16 protein-coding genes are annotated in these 20,673 nt (G+C 39.5%); 7 read left to right on the top strand and 9 right to left on the bottom strand.

The window, feature by feature from the left end; translation table 11 throughout:
- Positions 1-83 precede the first annotated feature (83 nt).
- From HMPREF1534_RS14685 to HMPREF1534_RS14705, 5 genes are all read left to right on the top strand, one after another.
- A complete protein-coding gene (locus HMPREF1534_RS14685; protein ID WP_005937517.1) occupies positions 84-488 on the top strand; it encodes a DUF1573 domain-containing protein in 405 nt (134 codons plus the stop codon).
- A gap of 164 nt (positions 489-652) precedes the next feature.
- Positions 653-1,462, top strand: a complete 810-nt coding sequence (locus HMPREF1534_RS14690) for a metallophosphoesterase family protein (protein ID WP_005937515.1) — start codon at positions 653-655, stop codon at positions 1,460-1,462.
- Positions 1,431-2,195, top strand: coding sequence for a hypothetical protein (locus HMPREF1534_RS14695; RefSeq protein WP_005937513.1), 765 nt, complete (start codon positions 1,431-1,433; stop codon positions 2,193-2,195). The genes HMPREF1534_RS14690 and HMPREF1534_RS14695 overlap by 32 nt, the downstream gene beginning before the upstream one ends.
- A gap of 85 nt (positions 2,196-2,280) precedes the next feature.
- The gene (locus tag HMPREF1534_RS14700; protein WP_005937510.1) at positions 2,281-4,269 is read left to right on the top strand and encodes an OPT family oligopeptide transporter; all 1,989 of its coding nucleotides are present in this window, start codon (positions 2,281-2,283) and stop codon (positions 4,267-4,269) included.
- A gap of 114 nt (positions 4,270-4,383) precedes the next feature.
- Positions 4,384-5,232, top strand: coding sequence for an alpha/beta hydrolase (locus HMPREF1534_RS14705; RefSeq protein ID WP_005937506.1), 849 nt, complete (start codon positions 4,384-4,386; stop codon positions 5,230-5,232).
- 103 nt (positions 5,233-5,335) lie between these two features.
- Here HMPREF1534_RS14705 and HMPREF1534_RS14710 read toward each other — a convergent pair whose 3' ends face one another.
- A complete protein-coding gene (locus HMPREF1534_RS14710) occupies positions 5,336-5,818 on the bottom strand; it encodes a ferritin (protein ID WP_005937503.1) in 483 nt (160 codons plus the stop codon).
- Between the two features lie 218 nt (positions 5,819-6,036).
- On the opposite strand from HMPREF1534_RS14710, the gene HMPREF1534_RS14715 reads away from it, so the two are divergent.
- A complete protein-coding gene (locus HMPREF1534_RS14715) occupies positions 6,037-6,582 on the top strand; it encodes a 30S ribosomal protein S16 (RefSeq protein WP_005937500.1) in 546 nt (181 codons plus the stop codon).
- A 309-nt stretch (positions 6,583-6,891) separates the two neighbouring features.
- On the opposite strand, the gene HMPREF1534_RS14720 is transcribed toward HMPREF1534_RS14715, so the two are convergent.
- From HMPREF1534_RS14720 to HMPREF1534_RS14750, 7 genes are all read right to left on the bottom strand, one after another.
- Positions 6,892-8,283 carry an ExeM/NucH family extracellular endonuclease gene (locus tag HMPREF1534_RS14720; protein ID WP_005937497.1) on the bottom strand — a complete coding sequence of 464 codons (1,392 nt, stop codon included), beginning with the start codon at positions 8,281-8,283 and terminating at the stop codon, positions 6,892-6,894.
- A gap of 77 nt (positions 8,284-8,360) precedes the next feature.
- A complete protein-coding gene (locus tag HMPREF1534_RS14725; protein WP_018451932.1) occupies positions 8,361-10,247 on the bottom strand; it encodes a choice-of-anchor J domain-containing protein in 1,887 nt (628 codons plus the stop codon).
- Between the two features lie 16 nt (positions 10,248-10,263).
- A complete protein-coding gene (locus tag HMPREF1534_RS14730) occupies positions 10,264-12,993 on the bottom strand; it encodes a TonB-dependent receptor (protein ID WP_025066796.1) in 2,730 nt (909 codons plus the stop codon).
- A gap of 319 nt (positions 12,994-13,312) precedes the next feature.
- The gene (gene ettA, locus HMPREF1534_RS14735) at positions 13,313-15,001 is read right to left on the bottom strand and encodes an energy-dependent translational throttle protein EttA (RefSeq protein WP_005937489.1); all 1,689 of its coding nucleotides are present in this window, start codon (positions 14,999-15,001) and stop codon (positions 13,313-13,315) included.
- A 17-nt stretch (positions 15,002-15,018) separates the two neighbouring features.
- The gene (locus HMPREF1534_RS14740) at positions 15,019-16,188 is read right to left on the bottom strand and encodes an MFS transporter (RefSeq protein ID WP_005937486.1); all 1,170 of its coding nucleotides are present in this window, start codon (positions 16,186-16,188) and stop codon (positions 15,019-15,021) included.
- Positions 16,189-16,202: 14 nt separating this feature from the next.
- Positions 16,203-17,024 carry a 3-methyl-2-oxobutanoate hydroxymethyltransferase gene (panB, locus tag HMPREF1534_RS14745; RefSeq protein WP_005937484.1) on the bottom strand — a complete coding sequence of 274 codons (822 nt, stop codon included), beginning with the start codon at positions 17,022-17,024 and terminating at the stop codon, positions 16,203-16,205.
- 52 nt (positions 17,025-17,076) lie between these two features.
- Positions 17,077-17,727 (bottom strand): HAD family hydrolase, encoded by a 651-nt coding sequence (locus tag HMPREF1534_RS14750; RefSeq protein ID WP_005937482.1) that lies wholly within the window; start codon positions 17,725-17,727, stop codon positions 17,077-17,079.
- Positions 17,728-17,871: 144 nt separating this feature from the next.
- Here HMPREF1534_RS14750 and HMPREF1534_RS14755 point away from each other — a divergent pair, with 144 nt between their 5' ends.
- Complete coding sequence (locus tag HMPREF1534_RS14755) at positions 17,872-19,338, top strand: potassium/proton antiporter (protein ID WP_005937480.1); 1,467 nt, start codon at positions 17,872-17,874, stop codon at positions 19,336-19,338.
- A 13-nt stretch (positions 19,339-19,351) separates the two neighbouring features.
- Here the strand turns inward: HMPREF1534_RS14755 and HMPREF1534_RS14760 are convergent, their stop codons facing one another.
- Complete coding sequence (locus HMPREF1534_RS14760) at positions 19,352-20,608, bottom strand: Nramp family divalent metal transporter (RefSeq protein ID WP_005937478.1); 1,257 nt, start codon at positions 20,606-20,608, stop codon at positions 19,352-19,354.
- Positions 20,609-20,673 lie beyond the last annotated feature (65 nt).

The raw sequence follows: 20,673 nt of genomic DNA, 5'->3' as shown, positions 1-20,673 counted from the left end.
TTAAACATTTATTTCACTAACTTTTTTCTACCTTTTATATAGAAATCACTAAATTAGCAGCGATTATTTTAATAATAAAAATTATGAAGAAGATTTTAGTTTCAACTCTATTGTTGGTTATCAGTTTAGTTTCTTATGCAGCAATACAAAGTGGAGAGGCAGAAATTACTTTTGAAAACACATCACATAATTTCGGTACATTCTCTGAATCAAGTCCGAAAGTAACATGTACATTCAAATTTAAAAATACAGGAGATGGTCCATTGGTTATCCATCAGGCAATTGCATCATGTGGATGTACTGTTCCTCAGTATCCCAAGGAACCTATTAAACCGGGAGAGAGTGGACAAATCACAGTCATTTACAATGGTGCCGGCAAATTTCCGGGACACTTTAAGAAATCCATCACTATCCGCAGTAATGGGAAAAATGAAATGACACGTCTTTATATAGAAGGTGATATGCTTCCCAAAGATGCAAAACAATAAGAGACTTCCCTTTCAAGAACTCCCTAAACAGCTCTCAAAAGTTATTTAGGGAGTTCTTTTTTATCGGTGCACCTTATAATATAAGAAAAAAAGGACATTTTTCCTAAATAATAAGACACTCTTTATTCCCTAAAAATGACGTACTTTGCAACAAAATCAAAAAAATGAGAAAAGGAAACTTATTATTACTTCTCTTAATAGTGTGCTTTACTTCATGCGAAATGCTTGAATCTCACCCTTATGATGCACATATTACAGGCGAACGAGGTATAAACGCAAAAAACTGTGAGCGTATAGAAGAAGCTATGAAAGGCAAGAAAACTTTTCGTTTTGCTATGATTAGCGACACGCAGCGATGGTATGACGAGACAGAAAAAGTGGTAGAGAAAATCAATGAACGCGGAGATATCGACTTTGTTCTTCATGGTGGAGACCAATCAGACTTCGGTGCTACAAAAGAATTTCTTTGGATGCGTGATATTATGAAAGGATTCCAAATGCCTTTTGTCTGTGTTTTGGGAAACCACGATTGCCTCGGCACGGGAGAAGATGTCTATAAAGCAATCTACGGCAATCCCAACTTTGCCTTTACAGCCGGAAATGTTCGTTTCATCTGCCTCAATACCAATGCAATGGAATATGACTATTCACAACCTGTACCCGATTTTGGATTCATGGAAGATGAATTGACTAACCTTCCCGAAGGTATTGAGAAAACTGTTTTCCTGATGCATGTAAAACCGTACGAGTTTATCTTCAACAACAACGTAGCCAGAGTATTTCAGGAATATGTAAAGCAGTTCCCCAATGTACAGTTTTGCCTTTATGGACACGAACATCAACTGACAGTGGACGATTTATTCGGAGACGGAATTCTCTACTATCAATGTCCTAACATCGGAAAACGAACATATTTGGTATTTACTATTAAAGAGGGAACTCATGAATATGATTATGAAGCAGTTGAATTTTAAGATTGTCCTATTATTCCTAACAATATATGTCTGTCCCCACAGGACACTTGCACAAAAAGATACATTATTATATAGAACATTAATCCAAGACAGTATCCTTATTCCACAAAAAAGTCAAGCAACAATAGAAGAGGAAGAGGGTATCTTCACGGAAGTTCCCAAGCATTATCGTAAATACGATAAACGTGTCCACCGCTATCGCAGTGCGTGGGAAGCCTTGATTCCCACACACACAAAGATACAATATGCCGGAGGTATGGGATTACTTTCATGGGGTATCGGATGGGATTATGGAAAACGCGGACAATGGGAAACCGACCTTTTATTAGGTTTTATCCCTCGCTATTCTTCTCGTCATTTCAAAATGACAATGACATTAAAACAGAATTTTATTCCTTGGAGTGTCTACTTGGGAAAGGACTTTTCATTAGAACCGTTGACCTGCGGACTTTATTTTAATACCGTATTCAGCGATGACTTTTGGACGGAAGAACCTGACCGCTATCCACATGGATATTATGGTTTTTCCAATCGTATCCGTACCCATATATTCTTAGGACAGCGCATCCGTTTTGATGTACCCGAGAAGTATCGCAAATTCTCGAAAAGCATTACTGCTTTTTATGAAATCAGCTCATGCGACTTTTATTTAGTGAGTGCATTTACCAATAGTTATCTTACTCCCTTAGATTACCTTCGGTTATCATTTGGACTGAAATTTCAGATATTCTAATGAGATTATAGGCATGTTTCTCTAATTTTTCATTATTTTTGGGCATTTATTGTGATAAATTTCAAAAATAATAAAATAGAGAAACATGAAACAAGAACAAGAAAAGCCGGTCGGATTGCCCGAAAATGCTTTCCGTCCATTGAAACCGGGAGAAAAGTATCACCCCATCATGTCACCCGACAGACAGTACCCGGAAGTGAATGCATGGTCTGTCACCTGGGGTATTTTAATGGCTATATTATTCTCAGCAGCAGCTGCTTATCTGGGGTTAAAAGTAGGTCAGGTATTTGAAGCAGCCATACCTATTGCCATTATTGCCGTCGGTGTGTCAGGTGCAGCCAAACGAAAAAATGCATTGGGTGAAAATGTAATTATCCAATCTATCGGTGCCTGCTCAGGAGTTATCGTAGCCGGTGCCATCTTTACCCTTCCTGCCCTTTATATCTTACAAGATAAATATCCAGAGATGACTGTCAACTTCTTCCAAATGTTTGTCAGCTCATTACTAGGAGGTATTTTAGGTATTTTATTTCTGATTCCTTTCCGCAAATATTTTGTAAATGACAAACACGGCGAATACCCTTTTCCCGAAGCAACAGCCAGTACTCAAGTACTTATCTCGGGTGAAAAAGGCGGCAGTCAGGCAAAACCACTTTTATTTGCCGGGCTGATTGGTGGGCTTTATGACTTCATTGTAGCTACCTTTGGCTGGTGGAACGAGAATTTCACAACCCGCGTTTGCGGCTGGGGTGAAATGATGGCAGACAAGGCAAAAATAGTGCTTAAAATCAATACAGGTGCAGCCGTTCTCGGTTTGGGCTATATTGTCGGTCTAAAATATGCAGCCATCATCTGTGCCGGTTCATTGGTCGTATGGCTGGTTATCGTCCCGGGAATGTCGATATTGTTCGGAGACCAAGTACTGAACGCTTGGAATCCGGCTTTGACACAAACCGTCAGCGAAATGTCTCCCGAACTTATCTTTAAAGAATACGCCAAAAGTATCGGTATCGGTGGTATTGCCATGGCAGGTGTCATCGGTATCGTGCGCTCATGGGGTATCATCAAAAGTGCAGTGGGATTAGCATCCAAAGAAATGGGAGGCAAGAAAGTAGAGACCAATGTTATCCGCACACAAAAGGATCTTTCAATGAAGATTATCGCTTTCGGCTCTATCTTTACCATCCTGCTGATTTCCGTCTTTTTCTTTTTCGATGTGATGCACGGAAACGTATTGCATAGCATTGTCGCCATTTTATTGGTTGCAGGTATTGCTTTCCTGTTTACTACCGTTGCTGCCAATGCCATCGCTATTGTCGGAACCAACCCTGTATCGGGAATGACACTGATGACTTTGATTCTGGCATCTGTTGTAATGGTAGCGGTCGGTCTGAAAGGTGCGACCGGTATGGTAGCCGCCTTAGTAATGGGAGGGGTTGTTTGTACCGCACTTTCTATGGCAGGCGGATTTATTACCGACCTGAAAATCGGCTATTGGCTGGGAAGTACGCCTGCCAAACAAGAAACATGGAAGTTCCTCGGAACTCTGGTTTCTGCTGCTACCGTAGGTGGGGTAATTATGATTCTGAATAAGACTTACGGTTTTTCAAGCGGTGCTTTAGCGGCTCCTCAAGCTAATGCAATGGCAGCTGTCATCGACCCGCTGATGAACGGAGTAGGCGCACCTTGGTTGCTCTATGGTGTCGGTGCTGTATTGGCACTTGTGCTCACTTACTTCAAAGTTCCCGCATTAGCTTTCGCGCTCGGCATGTTTATTCCTTTAGAGCTTAACTTGCCGTTGCTGGTGGGTGGAGCCGTCAACTGGTATGTGACTTCCCGCAGCAAAGACGAAGCCGTCAACACGGAACGAGGCGAGAAAGGTACATTGTTGGCATCGGGCTTCATTGCAGGCGGTGCATTGATGGGAGTAGTCAGCGCAGCAATGCGTTTTGGCGGCATCAATCTGGTCAACGAGGAATGGTTAAACAATCCGTGGAGCGAAGTGGCTTCATTAGGTGCTTACATACTACTGATTATCTGGCTGGTAAAGGCAAGTATGCATATCAAGAAATAAAACAGCAGGTATATATATACTTAGGCCCATGTATGAGGGTATGCCATGTCACTTTGGCATACCCTCATTAACTAATTGCCTTCAAAACTAACAAATATGAAAAACTTAAATACAATGAAGCGACTGTTCATGATGAGCTTGCTTGCAGTCTCTACTGTTTTATCCGCACAACAATCGACAGAATTAAAATTATGGCCCAACGGTGCTCCTAATACAAACGGTATCACTACCGACGAGCAAGAACCAGAAAAGAACCGTATCTCAAATGTCACAGTCCCTACCCTCACTATTTATCCGGCTACCCAACCAAACGGTCTGGCAATCATCATGTGTCCCGGTGGCGGATACACTCGCCTGGCAATGGATCATGAAGGACATGACATGGCACAATGGTTCAATACACAAGGTATTACTTATGCAGTATTAAAATATCGCATGCCCAATGGACACAGCGATATTCCTTTAAGTGACGCTCACCAAGCAATTCGCCTGATGCGCGAGCATGCCAAAGAATGGAACTTTACCAAACTGGGAATCATGGGAGCATCTGCCGGCGGACATCTGGCAAGCACTGCAGCCACACACTATACAGCCGAAACACGCCCTGATTTTCAAATTCTTCTCTACCCCGTAGTCAGTATGAATCCGACCCTTACCCATAAAGGTTCGCATGACAATCTATTGGGCAAAAATCCTTCCAAAGAATCAGAAGCACTCTACTCCAACGAACTGCAAGTAAAAGCAGATACTCCCCCCGCTTTCATTATACACAGTAGCAATGATGAAGCCGTGCCGGTAGCTAACAGTATAAACTATTATATGGAACTAATTAAGAACAAGATTCCCGCCTCACTTCACACCTATCCCATCGGTGGACACGGCTGGGGGTTTCATGACAGTTTCCCATACAAACGCCAGTGGACCGAAGAACTGGAACAATGGCTCAAAAAAGAAATACAATAAAAAAACAGGGTGTGTCGAAAATTGACAGTATCATCAACTTGATCTGTCATTCTACGCTTTGACACACCCTATTTTCAGTCCTTTAAAAACAAATGTTTATCTCTTATTTTCTTGCTCCCAACTGTGCATCTAAATAGAACAAACCGGCTTCACCACCCAATTTGATTTTATCAACAATCCCTTGTACTGTGGCTTCTTCTTCTACTTGCTCACGAACAAATCCCCACAAGAAGTCCTGAGAAGCTTTGTCTTTTTCATCAGCAGCAACATCTACCAACTTGTCAATCAACTCAGAAACATGACATTCATGCTTATAAACATGTTCAAAAACAGCCAATGGTGATTCCCACTCTTGGGGAACAGTATCAATAGCACCCACTTTTGCCACACCACCACGTTTAAAGACGTACTGAGCCAACATATCGGCATGATCATTTTCTTCACGAGATTGAGCTTTCATCCATGCAGCAAAACCCTCATATCCTTTTGCTGCAAAAAAATAAGACATAGAAAGATAAAGGTTAGCTGACCACATCTCAGCCACAATCTGCGCATTAATAGCATCTTGTAATTTCTGCGAAATCATAATCTTAGTTTTTTAGTTAGTCATTTATCATAAATTATAGTGGCAAATATAAAATTAAATTTAATACTTTATACCGATACAAGAGTTTTTTTCTTATTTTTTTTGAATAACGCCACTTAAAGCTTTGTCATTCAAAAGAAAAGATTTATCTTTGCACCCGCTAATACGAGATATTAGCATAAATTCAAATCATTAATTATAAAAACGTTATTTAGAAAATGGCAACTAAAATCAGATTGCAAAGAAACGGACGCAAAAGCTATGCGTTTTACTCAATCGTTATCGCTGACGTAAGAGCTCCACGTGATGGTAAATTTACTGAAAAAATCGGTACTTACAATCCTAATACCGACCCTGCCACAGTAGATTTGAATTTTGAGCGCGCACTTCATTGGGTAATGTGTGGTGCACAACCTACTGACACAGTACGCAACATCCTTTCTAAAGAAGGTGTTTACATGAAGAAACACTTATTGGGCGGTGTTGCTAAAGGCGCATTCACCGAAGCAGAAGCTGAAGCTAAATTCGAAGCTTGGAAAAACAACAAACAGTCAGGTTTGGCTGCTTTGAAAGCTAAGCAAGAAGAAGCTAAGAAAGCTGAAGCTAAAGCTCGTTTGGAAGCCGAAAAGAAGGTAAACGAAGAAATTGCAAAGAAAGTAGCTGAAAAGAAAGCTGCTGAAGCTGCTGCTAAGGCTGAAACAGAAGCTGCTGCTACTGAAGAGGCTCCTGCTGCTGAAGCAACCGAGGCTCCTGCTGAAGCATAATTCACACCTTTACTTCAAAAGAGTTAACTCCTCCGAAAAATCGGGGGAGTTTTTTTATATACAAGTCCATTTATGGCTCAGTTCAAACTACAAGAAAGATAGCTTTCACACAGAACTCCCATGAATAGGAGGTTTCGATAGCCGTTATGTGTGAAAGGAAATCGTACCAACTTTCCTGACGGACGGGATTCCTCTCACCGACATAATTTCATCTTCTCCCCAAAAAACACATAGTCATTCATGTAATACTATACAAAAGCTTTTTAGAATTTCTTTATGCTAATTTTCTAAGACTCTAAAACAATCTATTTAATCTGTTAATTTTAGTCCCGTAATAATAGGATTATGGTCTGAATAACGATAAGGATTGGGCTGGAAAAAGGAAGTATATTGATACTCAAAATAGGCCGGTTCACTAGCATTTATGTCCCAAGGTGCCGCCCCGGTCACCTGCCCGGTCAATGTGGAAGAGCTAAGAGAATGATCCAAGTAACCTACCTCACCCTGATAAACATAACTCCAACTGTCAGGAGTATACTTTTGCAATTCATTAGTATAGCCAGCCTCCGTAAATATACGTACCGGATCCTCATTAGAATAACTGTTCAGGTCTCCTAATACCAACACGTCAGTATCACCATAATATTTTTTCAGATTTTCGTACGTAAGCAGGCAATCCTTAGCCTCTTGCACCCTTCGCGAATTGAACTGAGACTGGCCATCCTGCTGATCTTTATCACCTCCGGTAGCATTATTGCCCGATTTTGATTTAAAATGGTTCATAGTCAAAATTACTCTGCTGCCGTTTTCTTTCAACTCAAAGCATTGTGCCACATGACGAAGAACCAGATATGTGCCTTCATAAGTTTTAAAATCCATATAAGGAGAAACTCTTTCTGTATCATAAATAAAAGCATTCTTTGTATAACTTGTTATTTTCTTATCTCCACTGTCTATGCCTTTATATTTACCGGTCACACCATATTCCTCATTCAGTGCCTGTACCAATTCATTGACCGAATAATCTCCTTCTTCGATTTCACAAATAGCATACACGTCAGCATCTATTTCTTTCATCGCTGCCAAAACTTTCTTCCGTTGCCTCTGAAAAGCGGCCTCATCCTTGGCTCCATTACTATGTCCCCACATAGAAGGGCTTGCCATATAATATTCAAGATTCATACTGGCTACTTTCATATTATATTTTCCCACCTCAGGAACTTGGGGACGTCTATTCTCTTTAATTACCGGTCGATCAGTGATAGTCAAAGCATAGTTATCTCCCGAAACAGATACCTTTCCTTTTAAATTCTCCATCCTAGTTCCCACGCGCAATGTATGATCCTCATCTGTCAATACAATCTCACCCGGAATCAGCACCAACTTATTTCTCATATTCTCTTCCAAAGCTTTTTTATAATCCGAAGTACCCGGCATTACTTTATCAGTTGGAGTACGTAAGACTTGAGAAGAAAGAGTGATATTGCCTGTTGCCGACCCTTTATAGGTAGAGGAGACAAACATTGCATTTTTTAGCGTTACTTCCTTTCCTACCAAATCATTCGTAAAATCATCGGGAAAGATATAAGTTTTTACTACGGAATCGGAATCTGATTCCAAAGGATCTTTTCCACCACTGCAAGCCCCTACAAAGAGTAATCCTGCAATCCACATGATATTTCTAATATTCAAGCTATTCATATAAACTTTCTTTAAATAAAAACAGAGGATGTATACCATTCAGTATACACCCTCTATTTAATCAATTCAATTTTCTATCATTCAACCTTTTTCATTGAATCTTCTACATATTCAAACTTACCATTACCAACCACTTTATAAACAGCTGTCCAATTAACATTAGAGCTGCCATCATAAATTACAAAGTTTACAGTATAGGTAACATCAATACCTTCTACAGGAACAGCATCAGCATGATTTTTTTCCAATGCCGGAATAAATGCTTTAGGCAAACGTGCCATTACAGTTTCTGTAATCTTGGCATCATCCATTCCTTCATAACCTTTAGCATACTGTTCACGGAATTTAGCCGGACGTAAATCAATATTATTTTGATATGCAGTAGCTCCAAAATAATACTCACTTCCTGTAGGAGAAGCATAAGTTGTGGTATATCCATCACCTTTCTTAGAAATGCCAAGTTCTTTCTGATCGATATTTTCCCACACCCAATCTACTATAGCCTGATAATATACAGATATATCAGCTTGATCTTTACCATTCGGCAGATTGACCACAACGCTAGGATCATAGTTCCATTTACCACTCGTTTTTACATATTGTTCAGTTTTAGTTGTCATATAAGTATTCTTTCCCCAACGGGCATTTGCAGTAGAATAAATATACGAATCACTATAAGCCTTAACAGAACCACTATAGTACTTATACACAATAATCTTTTCAGCATCATTCAAAGGATAAGCCACCTTCTTAGCCAAATACGCAGGCAAATAGTCCTCAGCCAAAACGCTAGAGCTAAAATTAAAGTTCTTACCCGGTTCACCCATTGCTGTATAATCATCGGGAGTCAATACAAATACATCTTCATCATTTACCACATTCCAACCCTTTGCTGACTTTTCATAGAAAGCATATTGAGGTTCGGACTTAACCAAAACCGGAATATCATTTCCTATGGTAATATTATCAAGTTGGTAAGTAGTTGATTTCTCATCATCCCCATTACCTACATATTTAAATGCTATATTAACATTTTTTCCGACATAATCTGTCAAGTTAAAAGTCCCCGCCAAAGCCAATGTACCATATCCTTTCGATGGTTCTTGAGGAATATCAAATGATGATGTTATATCGGTCCATTTAGCCTTTGACACATCTTTCCCGTCAAAATCAGTCGAAATAAGAACTGACAAACAATCTGCATTCCAATAACCCACACAAACTTCAAAAGCAAATTTATTATTTTCATCTTCAATTTCAACAGAAGGAGTGACCAGCCATGCTTCACATGCTCCCTTTCCATTGGCAGAATAGCTGATATACTGATTATCATTATAACTTTTCAACGACCATTTAGCTCCTCCGGTCGCACTAATATACCAATCTTTAATAGAAGTCACATCACCTGTTTCCAATGATTCGAAGTCATATGAAAATACAGGGTCATCCATCTTTTGGGGTATAGCGTCAGCGTTATAATTATATTCTGCAAACACATGACTTCCCTCTTTGGCATCTGGAAAGACCTCATTTAAAACCTTATATAACTTTGAAGTTGTAGACTTATTAAGATATGCACCATAATATCCCTTTCCATGAATAATCTTATAATCATCATCCTTCAATTTATAATAATCGATATTATAGTATTTATCATGTTTCTCCGATTTTTCCTCTTTATAATCAAATGTGATTTTAAAACTGGAGCCTTCATCGGCAGAAGGATACTGTCCGGCCAACCAATTCGGCAAATAATCCTGCGCTTCATCCGCTGCAGAAAAATACTGATTAGTTTTTGGATTACCTTTCAAAGAAGCCCAATCTGTGAATGTTATATTCCCCTTCTTTATATCAGTCGGCTTACCAAAATCTTCAAAGCCATCAAAATTATCCTCATTATAGTCACAACTCACAAGAGCCAAGGCTACAACTGCACTATATAATAATGTATATTTTTTCATCATTTTATCGCTTTTAGAATTAGAAATTAATCTTCAATCGCAATGAATATGTACGTCCAAAAGCATAGAATACACCATAAGCGTTCTGCCATGTACCATCGGCATCTGTTGCATTTACAATATATTCTTGGTTGAACACGTTATTAATGTTACCATACAAGGTGGCTTTGCAACTACCAATTTTGAAACGATAGCTTGCATTAAAATCAAACTGACCTCCAGAAGGAATCTTCCAAGGATCTTTAAATGTCTTCACACCACCAACAACCAAACTGCTTCCGTTCAAGGCGAAGTCTGCATAGTTATTTGCATAGAAATTATAGTCCAATCCAGCCCGAAAACCATCAAGGAATTTCACAGTAGCACCCAATGCACCTGTCAACTGTGCAGAGTCACCTACTTTTACACCCTTCAACTGAACTTCAGATTTAGCATGATCCGGAGCATAAATATCAGAAGCTATGGTACCTTTCAAATCTGCCAAAGGTTGTCCTTGTCCATTGTAATAATATCCGGTAGCATTACTATCCCACTGCCAATCACCAACAGAAAGCATACCGTTAATAGTCAACCAACGAGTCGGTTCTGCAACAAAGTCTAGTTCTACACCCATATGACGCGCGTCAACACCTTGCATATTAATGCTATAACGGTCTACCGGATTACTATTTTCATCCAAAATATCACCACCCTTTGTCATAGTCTTATCCATCCAACGGGTATAATAAGCATTCAGATTAACATTCAACCAAGAAGAACGATATCCATAACCTAATTCTGCAGAGAATACTTTTTCATTCACAGCATTAGGATTGGTTGCATTACTTACAGCTGCCGACAAGAAAGCACCATAAGAGAAAAATGGAGCACGACTGATATAACCAATGTTAGCAAAGACGTTATGATGATCACTAATATTAAAGTTTGCACCACCTTTAGCTGTCCATCCAATAAAGTTTACTGTTTCTGATTCAGCATGCTGTTTGTCGTAATAGAGACGGTCATAACGCCAATAACCGGTATTGGAGACAGAACCTGCCAAGAAAGCACTTAACTTATCTTTATTATATTCTGCTTGTGCAAAAACTCCTTCCTGCATAACATATCCGTCATAATCACGATAAACCACATCACCGACAGTCAATTTTTCATATTTCCAATTAGGATCTGCAGCCGCTGCATTATTGACAGCCTTCACATTCTTACGCGAATCATAATCCACATAATATTCACCGCCATAAAGATCGCTCAATTCATTTGTATGAGTACCTTTATAATAACGGAAATCTAGTCCTCCATAAAAATCAATATTTTCTCCCAATTTAGTAGTGAAAGTCGACAACAAACCATACCAGTTGTGATAGTTTTTAGATTTCGACATGGCCAACATAGAACCATTTTCACTTTGCTCATTGATTTCTTGGATCTTATCATAGGCAAAAGTACCATCTGCATTACGGAATTTTGTTGTCAACTTACCATAAGAAGCGCCACGCCAGTCTGTATAAGAGTAACCAAATTCCGAATTACCTTGTCCGTTATAACCATTACCACGGCCAATAGAAACATAAGCAACAGTACTCAAAGTAGATTTATCATCTATTTGCCATTGGTGATTCAATGAAATCTGAGGTTTGTGATACTCATTATAGTTGGAAGATTTACGCTCACCGTTTTTTCCAAAACCATAAGACGGATTATAACGGTATGCACTTTTACCTTTCATATATTTCTTTACTTCCTGCCAACCTTGAATGGTTAAGCCATCATAACTACTACTACGTTGATAATGACTTTGAGGAGCACCAAAGGCAGTAAAAGACAATTGATGAGCATCATTTAACTTTTTAGAGACATTAAGAAAATAATTATAACCTTCAAAATCTGTACCCTGAATATAACCGTCACCCCATTTCTTGCCGCCTAATAAACTGACAGCCCATCCTCCTTTCATCAAACCGGTAGAAACAGAGAACAAAATACTATTCATGCCATCATTACCCATACCGTAAGAAATAGAACCGCCTTTCTGAGCATCTGTAGAACGAGTTACAATATTTAAGGAGCCACCGACAGAAGGAACTGATACTTTAGAAGCACCCAATCCACGCTGTACCTGTGTGCTACGAGTAACATCGCTCAAACCTGCCCAATTGCTAAAATAAACACCACCCCATTCCATATCGTTTACAGGAACGCCATTTACCATTACCGCAATATTTTCGGTTTTAAAACCACGCAAATTAATATCCGAATCTCCATAACCTCCACCTTGTTTAGTAGCATAAACTCCCGGAGTTGATTTTAGAATTTCAGGAAATTCCATAGTTCCAAGTTTTTCCTCAATAAATTCCGGAGCCACAGTAGATACTGCTACCGGAGTTTTACGAGCTACAGCAATAGATGAGGTTACTACCACATCCCCCAATGTATGGGTATCCAAATTCATTTTGACTACTCCCCAATTTACCTCACCTTGCTGAGTCAGTTTAATAGACTTATCCAAGTAACCTAAATACTTAATTTCAATTGTTGCTTTAGCTGAAGTAACTTTCAATGTGAAATTACCTTCATAGTCTGTAACAGTACCTAAACTAGTACCGCCTACCGTAACAGTTGCGCCAATCAATGGCTCATTGCTATCGGCATCTACCACTGTCCCTTTTACTGTTGCCTGCGCACCAGCTGTAGCAGCAAAACATAGTGTAAAGACTGCCAACATAAGGAAATGCTTTAGATGATTTCTCATAATTTTGTTTTTGATTAATAGTTAATAGTTAGTTAGAAACACTAAATAGACAACAAAGATAGGAATTATATTCATATTAATTGCATTAATATTGCAATAATTAAAGAAGCGACAGGTATTTTTCCGAAGATTATTAAGATTATATTACATTTTCTAAATTCTACAATATTTTCCCTTTTAATGCATAGTAATCCAAGTCCAAAAACAAAACTTCCATTCGCACAGTTTACTATCTTCCACCGAACCTTTATTAATAAAAATCCCCCTTAAGGGATAGAATCTCTTAAGGGGGATATAACATAAAACATCAAATTATCAATCAATCTTCCATCAATTTGCGATAACGAACCCGCTTAGGCTCTTCATTACCTAAACGCTTCATCTTATTTTCTTCATATTCAGAATAAGAGCCCTCAAAGAAGAATACCTCACTGTTTCCTTCAAAGGCAAGGATATGAGTGCAGATACGATCCAGGAACCAACGGTCATGGCTGATAACTACAGCACATCCGGCAAAATCGTCCAAACCCTCTTCCAATGCACGAAGAGTATTTACGTCGATATCATTGGTAGGCTCGTCAAGCAACAACACATTGCCTTCTTCTTTCAATGCCATAGCCAAATGTAAACGATTTCGTTCACCACCCGAAAGCATTCCACAAAGTTTCTCCTGGTCGGCTCCCGAAAAATTGAAACGGCTCAGATACGCACGTGCATTAATATCACGCCCTCCCATTCGGATAAGTTCATTACCTCCACTGATTACCTGATACACTGTTTTATTAGCGTCAATATCTTTATGTTGCTGATCCACATAAGCCAGCTTCACTGTTTCACCCACTTCAAAAGTACCTTTATCTACCGTCTCCAGTCCCATTATCAAACGGAACAAAGTAGTTTTACCGGCACCATTCGGTCCAATCACTCCCACAATACCATTAGGAGGTAACATAAAGTTTAGATTGTCAAACAATAGTTTATCACCATACGCCTTTGCAACTCCTTTGGCTTCAATTACTTTATTTCCCAAACGAGGACCATTCGGAATAAAGATCTCCAGTTTTTCTTCTTTTTCTTTCTGATCTTCATTCAATAATTTATCATACGAATTTAAACGAGCTTTACCTTTCGCTTGACGAGCCTTCGGTGCCATACGTACCCATTCCAACTCGCGTTCCAAGGTTTTACGACGTTTGCTGGCCGTCTTCTCTTCCATCTCCATACGCTTGGTCTTCTGCTCCAACCAACTGGAATAATTACCCTTCCAAGGAATACCTTCACCACGGTCGAGTTCAAGAATCCACCCGGCCACATGGTCAAGGAAATAACGGTCGTGAGTAATACAGATAACAGTTCCTTCGTATTGTTGCAAATGCTGTTCCAACCAATCGATACTCTCGGCATCCAAATGGTTAGTCGGCTCATCCAACAATAAAATATCCGGCTTTTGCAACAATAAACGGCACAATGCCACACGACGACGTTCACCTCCCGAAAGATTCTTCACAAGCTGGTCTTCAGGTGGACAACGCAAAGCGTCCATCGCACGTTCCAGTTTACTGTCTAAGTTCCATGCATCCGTCGAATCGATAATATCTTGCAATTCTGCTTGACGAGCAAAAAGTGCATCCATTTTCTCCGGGTCTTCGTAGTACTCGGGAAGACCGAACTTATTGTTTATTTCTTCATATTCGGCAAGCGTATCAACTACATTCTGTACGCCTTCCATTACAACTTCTTTTACTGTCTTATCATTATCCAAATGCGGTTCCTGCGCCAGATAACCTACTGAATAGCCCGGAGAAAAGACTACTTCACCTTGATAGCTCTTCTCTAAACCGGCTATAATCTTAAGTAATGTAGACTTACCTGAACCGTTCAAACCGATAATACCAATCTTGGCACCATAAAAAAAGGATAGGTAGATGTCTTTTAATACCTGTTTATTCGCCTGGAAAGCTTTACTCACGCCTACCATCGAAAAGATGATTTTCTTGTCGTCTGCCATATCTTATATCTTAATTTTTATAATTGTTTTTCTTCCATTCTCTTATAATACCAATTATGTGTCACCGTTTCATAAAGAACTAATGAAACCACACAGATGCCCAAACATATCCAATATATCGTGTCGGGATAATTTCCTGTCCATATATTCTCGAAAAACAAGCCCCCCAACAAGCCTACTTCCCATAACAACTGATAAGTATTATTCCCCGTACCTCTCTCACAATGTAACGGCAGGCTTATCATTATCACAAAAAAGCGAGATGCAGTAATTCCAATGCCGATACCCAACAAAAGAGCCGCAATGTAACTACTCATTAAACTGTTTGAAAATGCCATCAACAATATTCCTGCAACCAAAGCCGCTTGACCGAACTCCATCTCTGCACGACACGAAGTATGTGAAAGCGCATATTTGGAAATAAGTAGTGAAACGGCAAAGCCTATCAAAATACAAATATAGAATATTTCATTATAAATATGTGCAATAATGACTCCGAATATAAAAGAGACCAACAACATATTTATTCCGGGAAGAAGTGTACGAGGCAATAAAAAACGGTCTAAAGAAAAAAGAGGAGGACATAAAGGAGCACGGAAAGGGATATGAAGCAGCGGAATCAGTAGCAATGCACCTATTCCAAATGCCGCACACACATAGACCACACAAGTAAAACTCCAATAAGGATATATATAAACCCCCAACGCCAGCCCCAATGCCATGCCGAATCTTCCAAACCAAGTAAAAGCAACGTTAGCGTCTGTACGTCGGCGTGAAGCTGTAACATCAATCACCAAGGTACTTCCGGTAGTCATTGTCACCACACTAAACAATGCTCCTTGCACCATACGCAACAAAGCCACTAATCCGACGGTGGCAACATAGGGATATAATAAACTTACTCCGGCTAATAAAGCCAAAGTAATCACACATACACTTTTTCGTTTAAAGGTGTCTATTATATAGCTGTTACAAGGACCGGGCAGAAACATTGTCAATCCGAAGACGGCAACGGCTCCCCCTGCTTCCGCATAGCTGCAATACCAATGTTGCACCATCCACAAAGGAAGTACGGGCAACATGATATAAAGCGAAATATAAAGAAAAAAGTTTGAAAGAGACAAGATTACCATGTCTCTTGTCCATAATTTCGCCCTTTCATACGGAAAGAAGAAGTCATCAAACATATCGGAACCTTTTATTAATATTGTTCGTTCTCGTTAGGAAAATCCCCGCTTTTCACATCTTCTACATATTGTCCGATTGCACCTTTCATCACAGTATGCAAGTCTGCATAACGACGAAGGAAACGCGGACGGAAACCATCAGTCATTCCAAGCATATCAGCAACGACAAGTACCTGACCATCAACATTACCACCGGCACCAATGCCAATCACAGGTATAGTCAGCTCTTTTGCCACCCTTTCGGCCAATGCTGCCGGAATTTTTTCGAGCACTAGTCCAAAGCATCCGGCATCTTCCAACAGATGAGCATCACGAACCAACTTTTCCGCCTCTGCATCATCCTTTGCACGCACAGTGTAAGTTCCGTATTTATTAATGGATTGAGGCATGAGACCCAAATGTCCCATGATTGGAATACCTGCCGAAATAATCTTCTTCACTGCATCGATAATCTCTTCCCCGCCTTCCAGCTTTAATGCATCGGCATGAGTTATTTTCATTATCTTAATAGCATTGGTCACAGCTTCATACTCAGATGTTTGATAAGTACCGAAAGGCATATCGACCACCACTAAAGCACGTTTTACTCCACGTACCACTGATTTTCCATGATAAATCATTTGATCGAGTGTTATTGGAAGCGTAGTTACATTTCCCGCCATTACATTAGAAGCGGAGTCACCCACTAAGATAACATCAATACCAGCTTCATCCACAATCTGTGCAGTAGTATAGTCATAAGAAGTCAACATAGAAATTCTTTCACCTCTCTGTTTCATTTCCACCAAACGATGGGTGGTCACTTTACGCGTATCACCAGAAATATATCCTGCCATATTTACTTTAAATTTTATAAAACGGCTGCAAAGGTAGAGGTTTTATATGACATTACCTCATTATCTCTTTCATTTTTTCAAAACCAAACTCTTTAAAGTCCTGAATAACAACATCCGCCTTATCACGTATTACCTCTGCAGAGTTGGTGGTTGCCAGTCCTACTACCGTCATCTTCGCACGATTCCCTGCTTCCAGTCCATGAAATGAATCTTCAAACACAATACAGTTTTCAGGAACTGTGTCACAGACCTTGGCTCCTAATAAAAAACATTCAGGGTCGGGTTTTGAATGGGTAAACATTTCAGCTGTAAGAATAAAATCTACATTTGCTTTCAACTCAGGATGTACACGATAAGCGTTACTCATTTTTTGTTCATTCGAACTTGTTACTATAGCTATCTTTATTCCATTGACACGTAATTCTTTCATAAAATTCTCTACGCCGGGTATATATTCATATAACATACCTTTCTCAAAATTGTTCAAGTCAGCCGTGATTTTTTTCTGAATATTGTCCATTCCTGCAAAATATTTATCATAAATCTGCGTAAGGGTCTGACCTTTAATCACACGCCCAAAATCTTTTATTTCAGGATGGTATCGACGTCCCAGCTCATCCCAGAAAACGCTATATTGAGTTTCTGTATCCATCACTACACCATCAAAATCAAATAAAGCTGCAATGTTTTTTGTTGTATCCATATATTAATTTAGATTGATTTAACGTGGTAAAGGTCTGAATAATTCGCCACATTCTTAACTTTGCATTGCTTAAAAATCATAAAATTGAATATGAACCTTAGAAATGATTTCATTGTTATAATTTAATAATATAAAAAACAAGACATGTTGTTCAATGCAGAAAATATCCTATTAATTGGGTCCGTATTACTTTTTGTAAGTATCGTAGTTAGTAAAACAGGCTATCGCTTCGGCGTTCCTACATTACTGGTGTTTTTATTAGTCGGAATGTTTTTCGGCAGTGACGGACTGGGACTGCAGTTCCACAATGCCGGTGAAGCGCAATTCATTGGCATGGTGGCATTAAGCATTATTCTATTCTCAGGCGGCATGGACACCAAATTTGCAGAAATTCGCCCGGTACTGCCACAGGGAATACTGCTCTCCACTGTGGGGGTATTACTGACTACACTCTTTACCGGTCTTTTTATATATTGGATTTCGGGATTTAAACACGTGAGCATCACCATGTCACTTATTACGGCCATGCTGTTGGCAGCCACTATGTCTTCCACAGATTCAGCCTCCGTTTTCAATATTCTGCGTTCGCAAAGCATGAATTTAAAGCATAATCTGCGTCCTATGCTTGAACTGGAAAGTGGTAGCAATGACCCTATGGCATATATGCTGACAATTGTTTTAATCCAGTTTATAAATTCTTCGGGTATGGGATTTATGGATATTCTGGGCTCATTCTGCATTCAGTTTATAGTAGGTGGAGCTTCGGGATTTTTATTGGGCAAGTTAGCTATTCTCATCTTAAACAAAATAAACCTAAATAACCAGTCCCTCTACCCTATTCTATTATTAAGTTTTATTTTCTTTATTTTCACAGTCACTGATTTATGTAAAGGAAATGGTTATCTGGCTGTTTACATTGCCGGTATCATGGTGGGCAACAACCGCATAACGAACCGGAAAGAGATTTCAACCTTTATGAATGGTATGACATGGTTATTCCAGATTATTATGTTCCTGACATTGGGACTTTTAGTTAATCCTCATGAAATGCTGAATATTGCTGTTCCCGCCCTCCTCATTGGTATATTCATGATTGTTTTTGCACGCCCGCTGAGTGTTCTGATCTGTCTGCTGCCATTTAAGAAAATGAATTTCAGTTCACGGATATTCGTCTCATGGGTAGGCTTGAGAGGAGCAGTACCTATCATATTTGCTACTTATCCCGTGGTAGCCAATATACCGGATTCCAATCAAATATTTAATATCGTATTCTTTATCACTATCTTATCTTTAGTGATTCAGGGAACAACCATTTCATGGATGGCTAAATTACTCCATTTGGCTACTCCTCTCGAAAAGACCGGCAATGATTTCGGGGTAGAAATCCCTGAAGAAATCAATACCGATTTAAGAGATATTATCCTGACTGAAGAAATGCTGGCAAAAGGCAACCGTTTGATGGACATGAACCTGCCTAAAGGAACATTGGTAATGTTGATAAAACGAGGAAACGAGTTTATGATTCCCAATGGTTCACTGCAATTACATGCAGGAGACAAATTACTGATTATTTCAGAGAACAAAGAAGGTACACCTCCCCCTCTCAGTTAAAGAGGGGAGCAGGTCAGAAACCGAACAATAACATGATATTAAGTACTGAAACGATAATAGCAATGGTGTAGAGCACAAAACTACTCCAACGGGAGTTGGCATACTTGCCCATCACTCTTTTTGAAGAAGTAAGCCCTACCTGCAAAAACACTGTGAATGGAAGCTGAATACTTAAAATCATTTGAGAAATAATTAATCCATAAAACGGATTATCAATGAAAAAAATAATCACCAAAGCCACTCCCAACGACAGGAGCACCCCTATACGTGAGTGAATATCCTTAATATGATATGATTCTCCAAAGATACCGGCAAAGATAGAACCTGCCGCCATGCCACTGGTTATGGTAGAAGAAATACCTGCCATCAGTAAAGCCAGTGCAAAAATCAATCCGGCATTATTCCCCAATAACGGATCAAGCAACGACTTTGCTTGTTGTAGCTCCTCCACCTGCGTATTTGTTTTAAAGAAAGTGGCAGCAGCCAACAATATCATCGCACTATTTATCGCCCATCCCACAATCATGGAAAACAATGTATCATAAAACTCATATTTCAAAACTTTACGAATCGAGCCCTCATCCTGCTTGTTATATTCATGGCTCTGTATCACCTCCGAATGCAAGAATAAATTATGGGGCATTACTACTGCACCGAGAACACTCATTATAATTAGCATACTTCCCTGCGGAATACTCGGCACAACCCATGCACGTACTGCCATCGGCCAATCTATGTCTACCAAAAAGAGTTCGTATAAAAAAGATAAGCCGATGACGGATACAAATGCAATAATAGCTCGTTCTATCTTCTTATACGAATTGGAGAACAGCATGATAATGACAAAAAGAGTTGTCAGTATAGAACCCCATACAATAGGAATATCCAATAGCATCTGTAACGCAATAGCCCCTCCCAAAATCTCTGCCAGTGAAGTAGATATAGACGCCAAAACAGCACTGCCCAAAACCGGACGTGCTATCCATTTAGGACAATATTGTGTAGCAGCTTCACTCAGACACAAACCGGTAACAATACCCAAATGCGCGACATTATGCTGTAAGACAATCAACATTATCGTAGAAAGTGTGACAACCCATAACAGAGCGTAACCAAACTCCGAACCGGCTGCAAAATTGGACGCCCAGTTCCCCGGATCGATAAATCCGACTGTAACCAATAATCCCGGACCAATATATTTAAAGAAATCAAGACCACCCAAATAGCGTTTATGATCTTTCCGTTTTAGTTCATCTATAAAATTAGACATGCTTTACTTTTTTTGCTTGCACAAACATACGAATAAAAAACAAATAAACACTTGCTTTGTTTACA

Source organism: Phocaeicola massiliensis B84634 = Timone 84634 = DSM 17679 = JCM 13223 (genome assembly GCF_000382445.1).
GTDB lineage: Bacteria > Bacteroidota > Bacteroidia > Bacteroidales > Bacteroidaceae > Phocaeicola > Phocaeicola massiliensis.
This window is presented reverse-complemented; position numbering and strand designations above follow the sequence as displayed.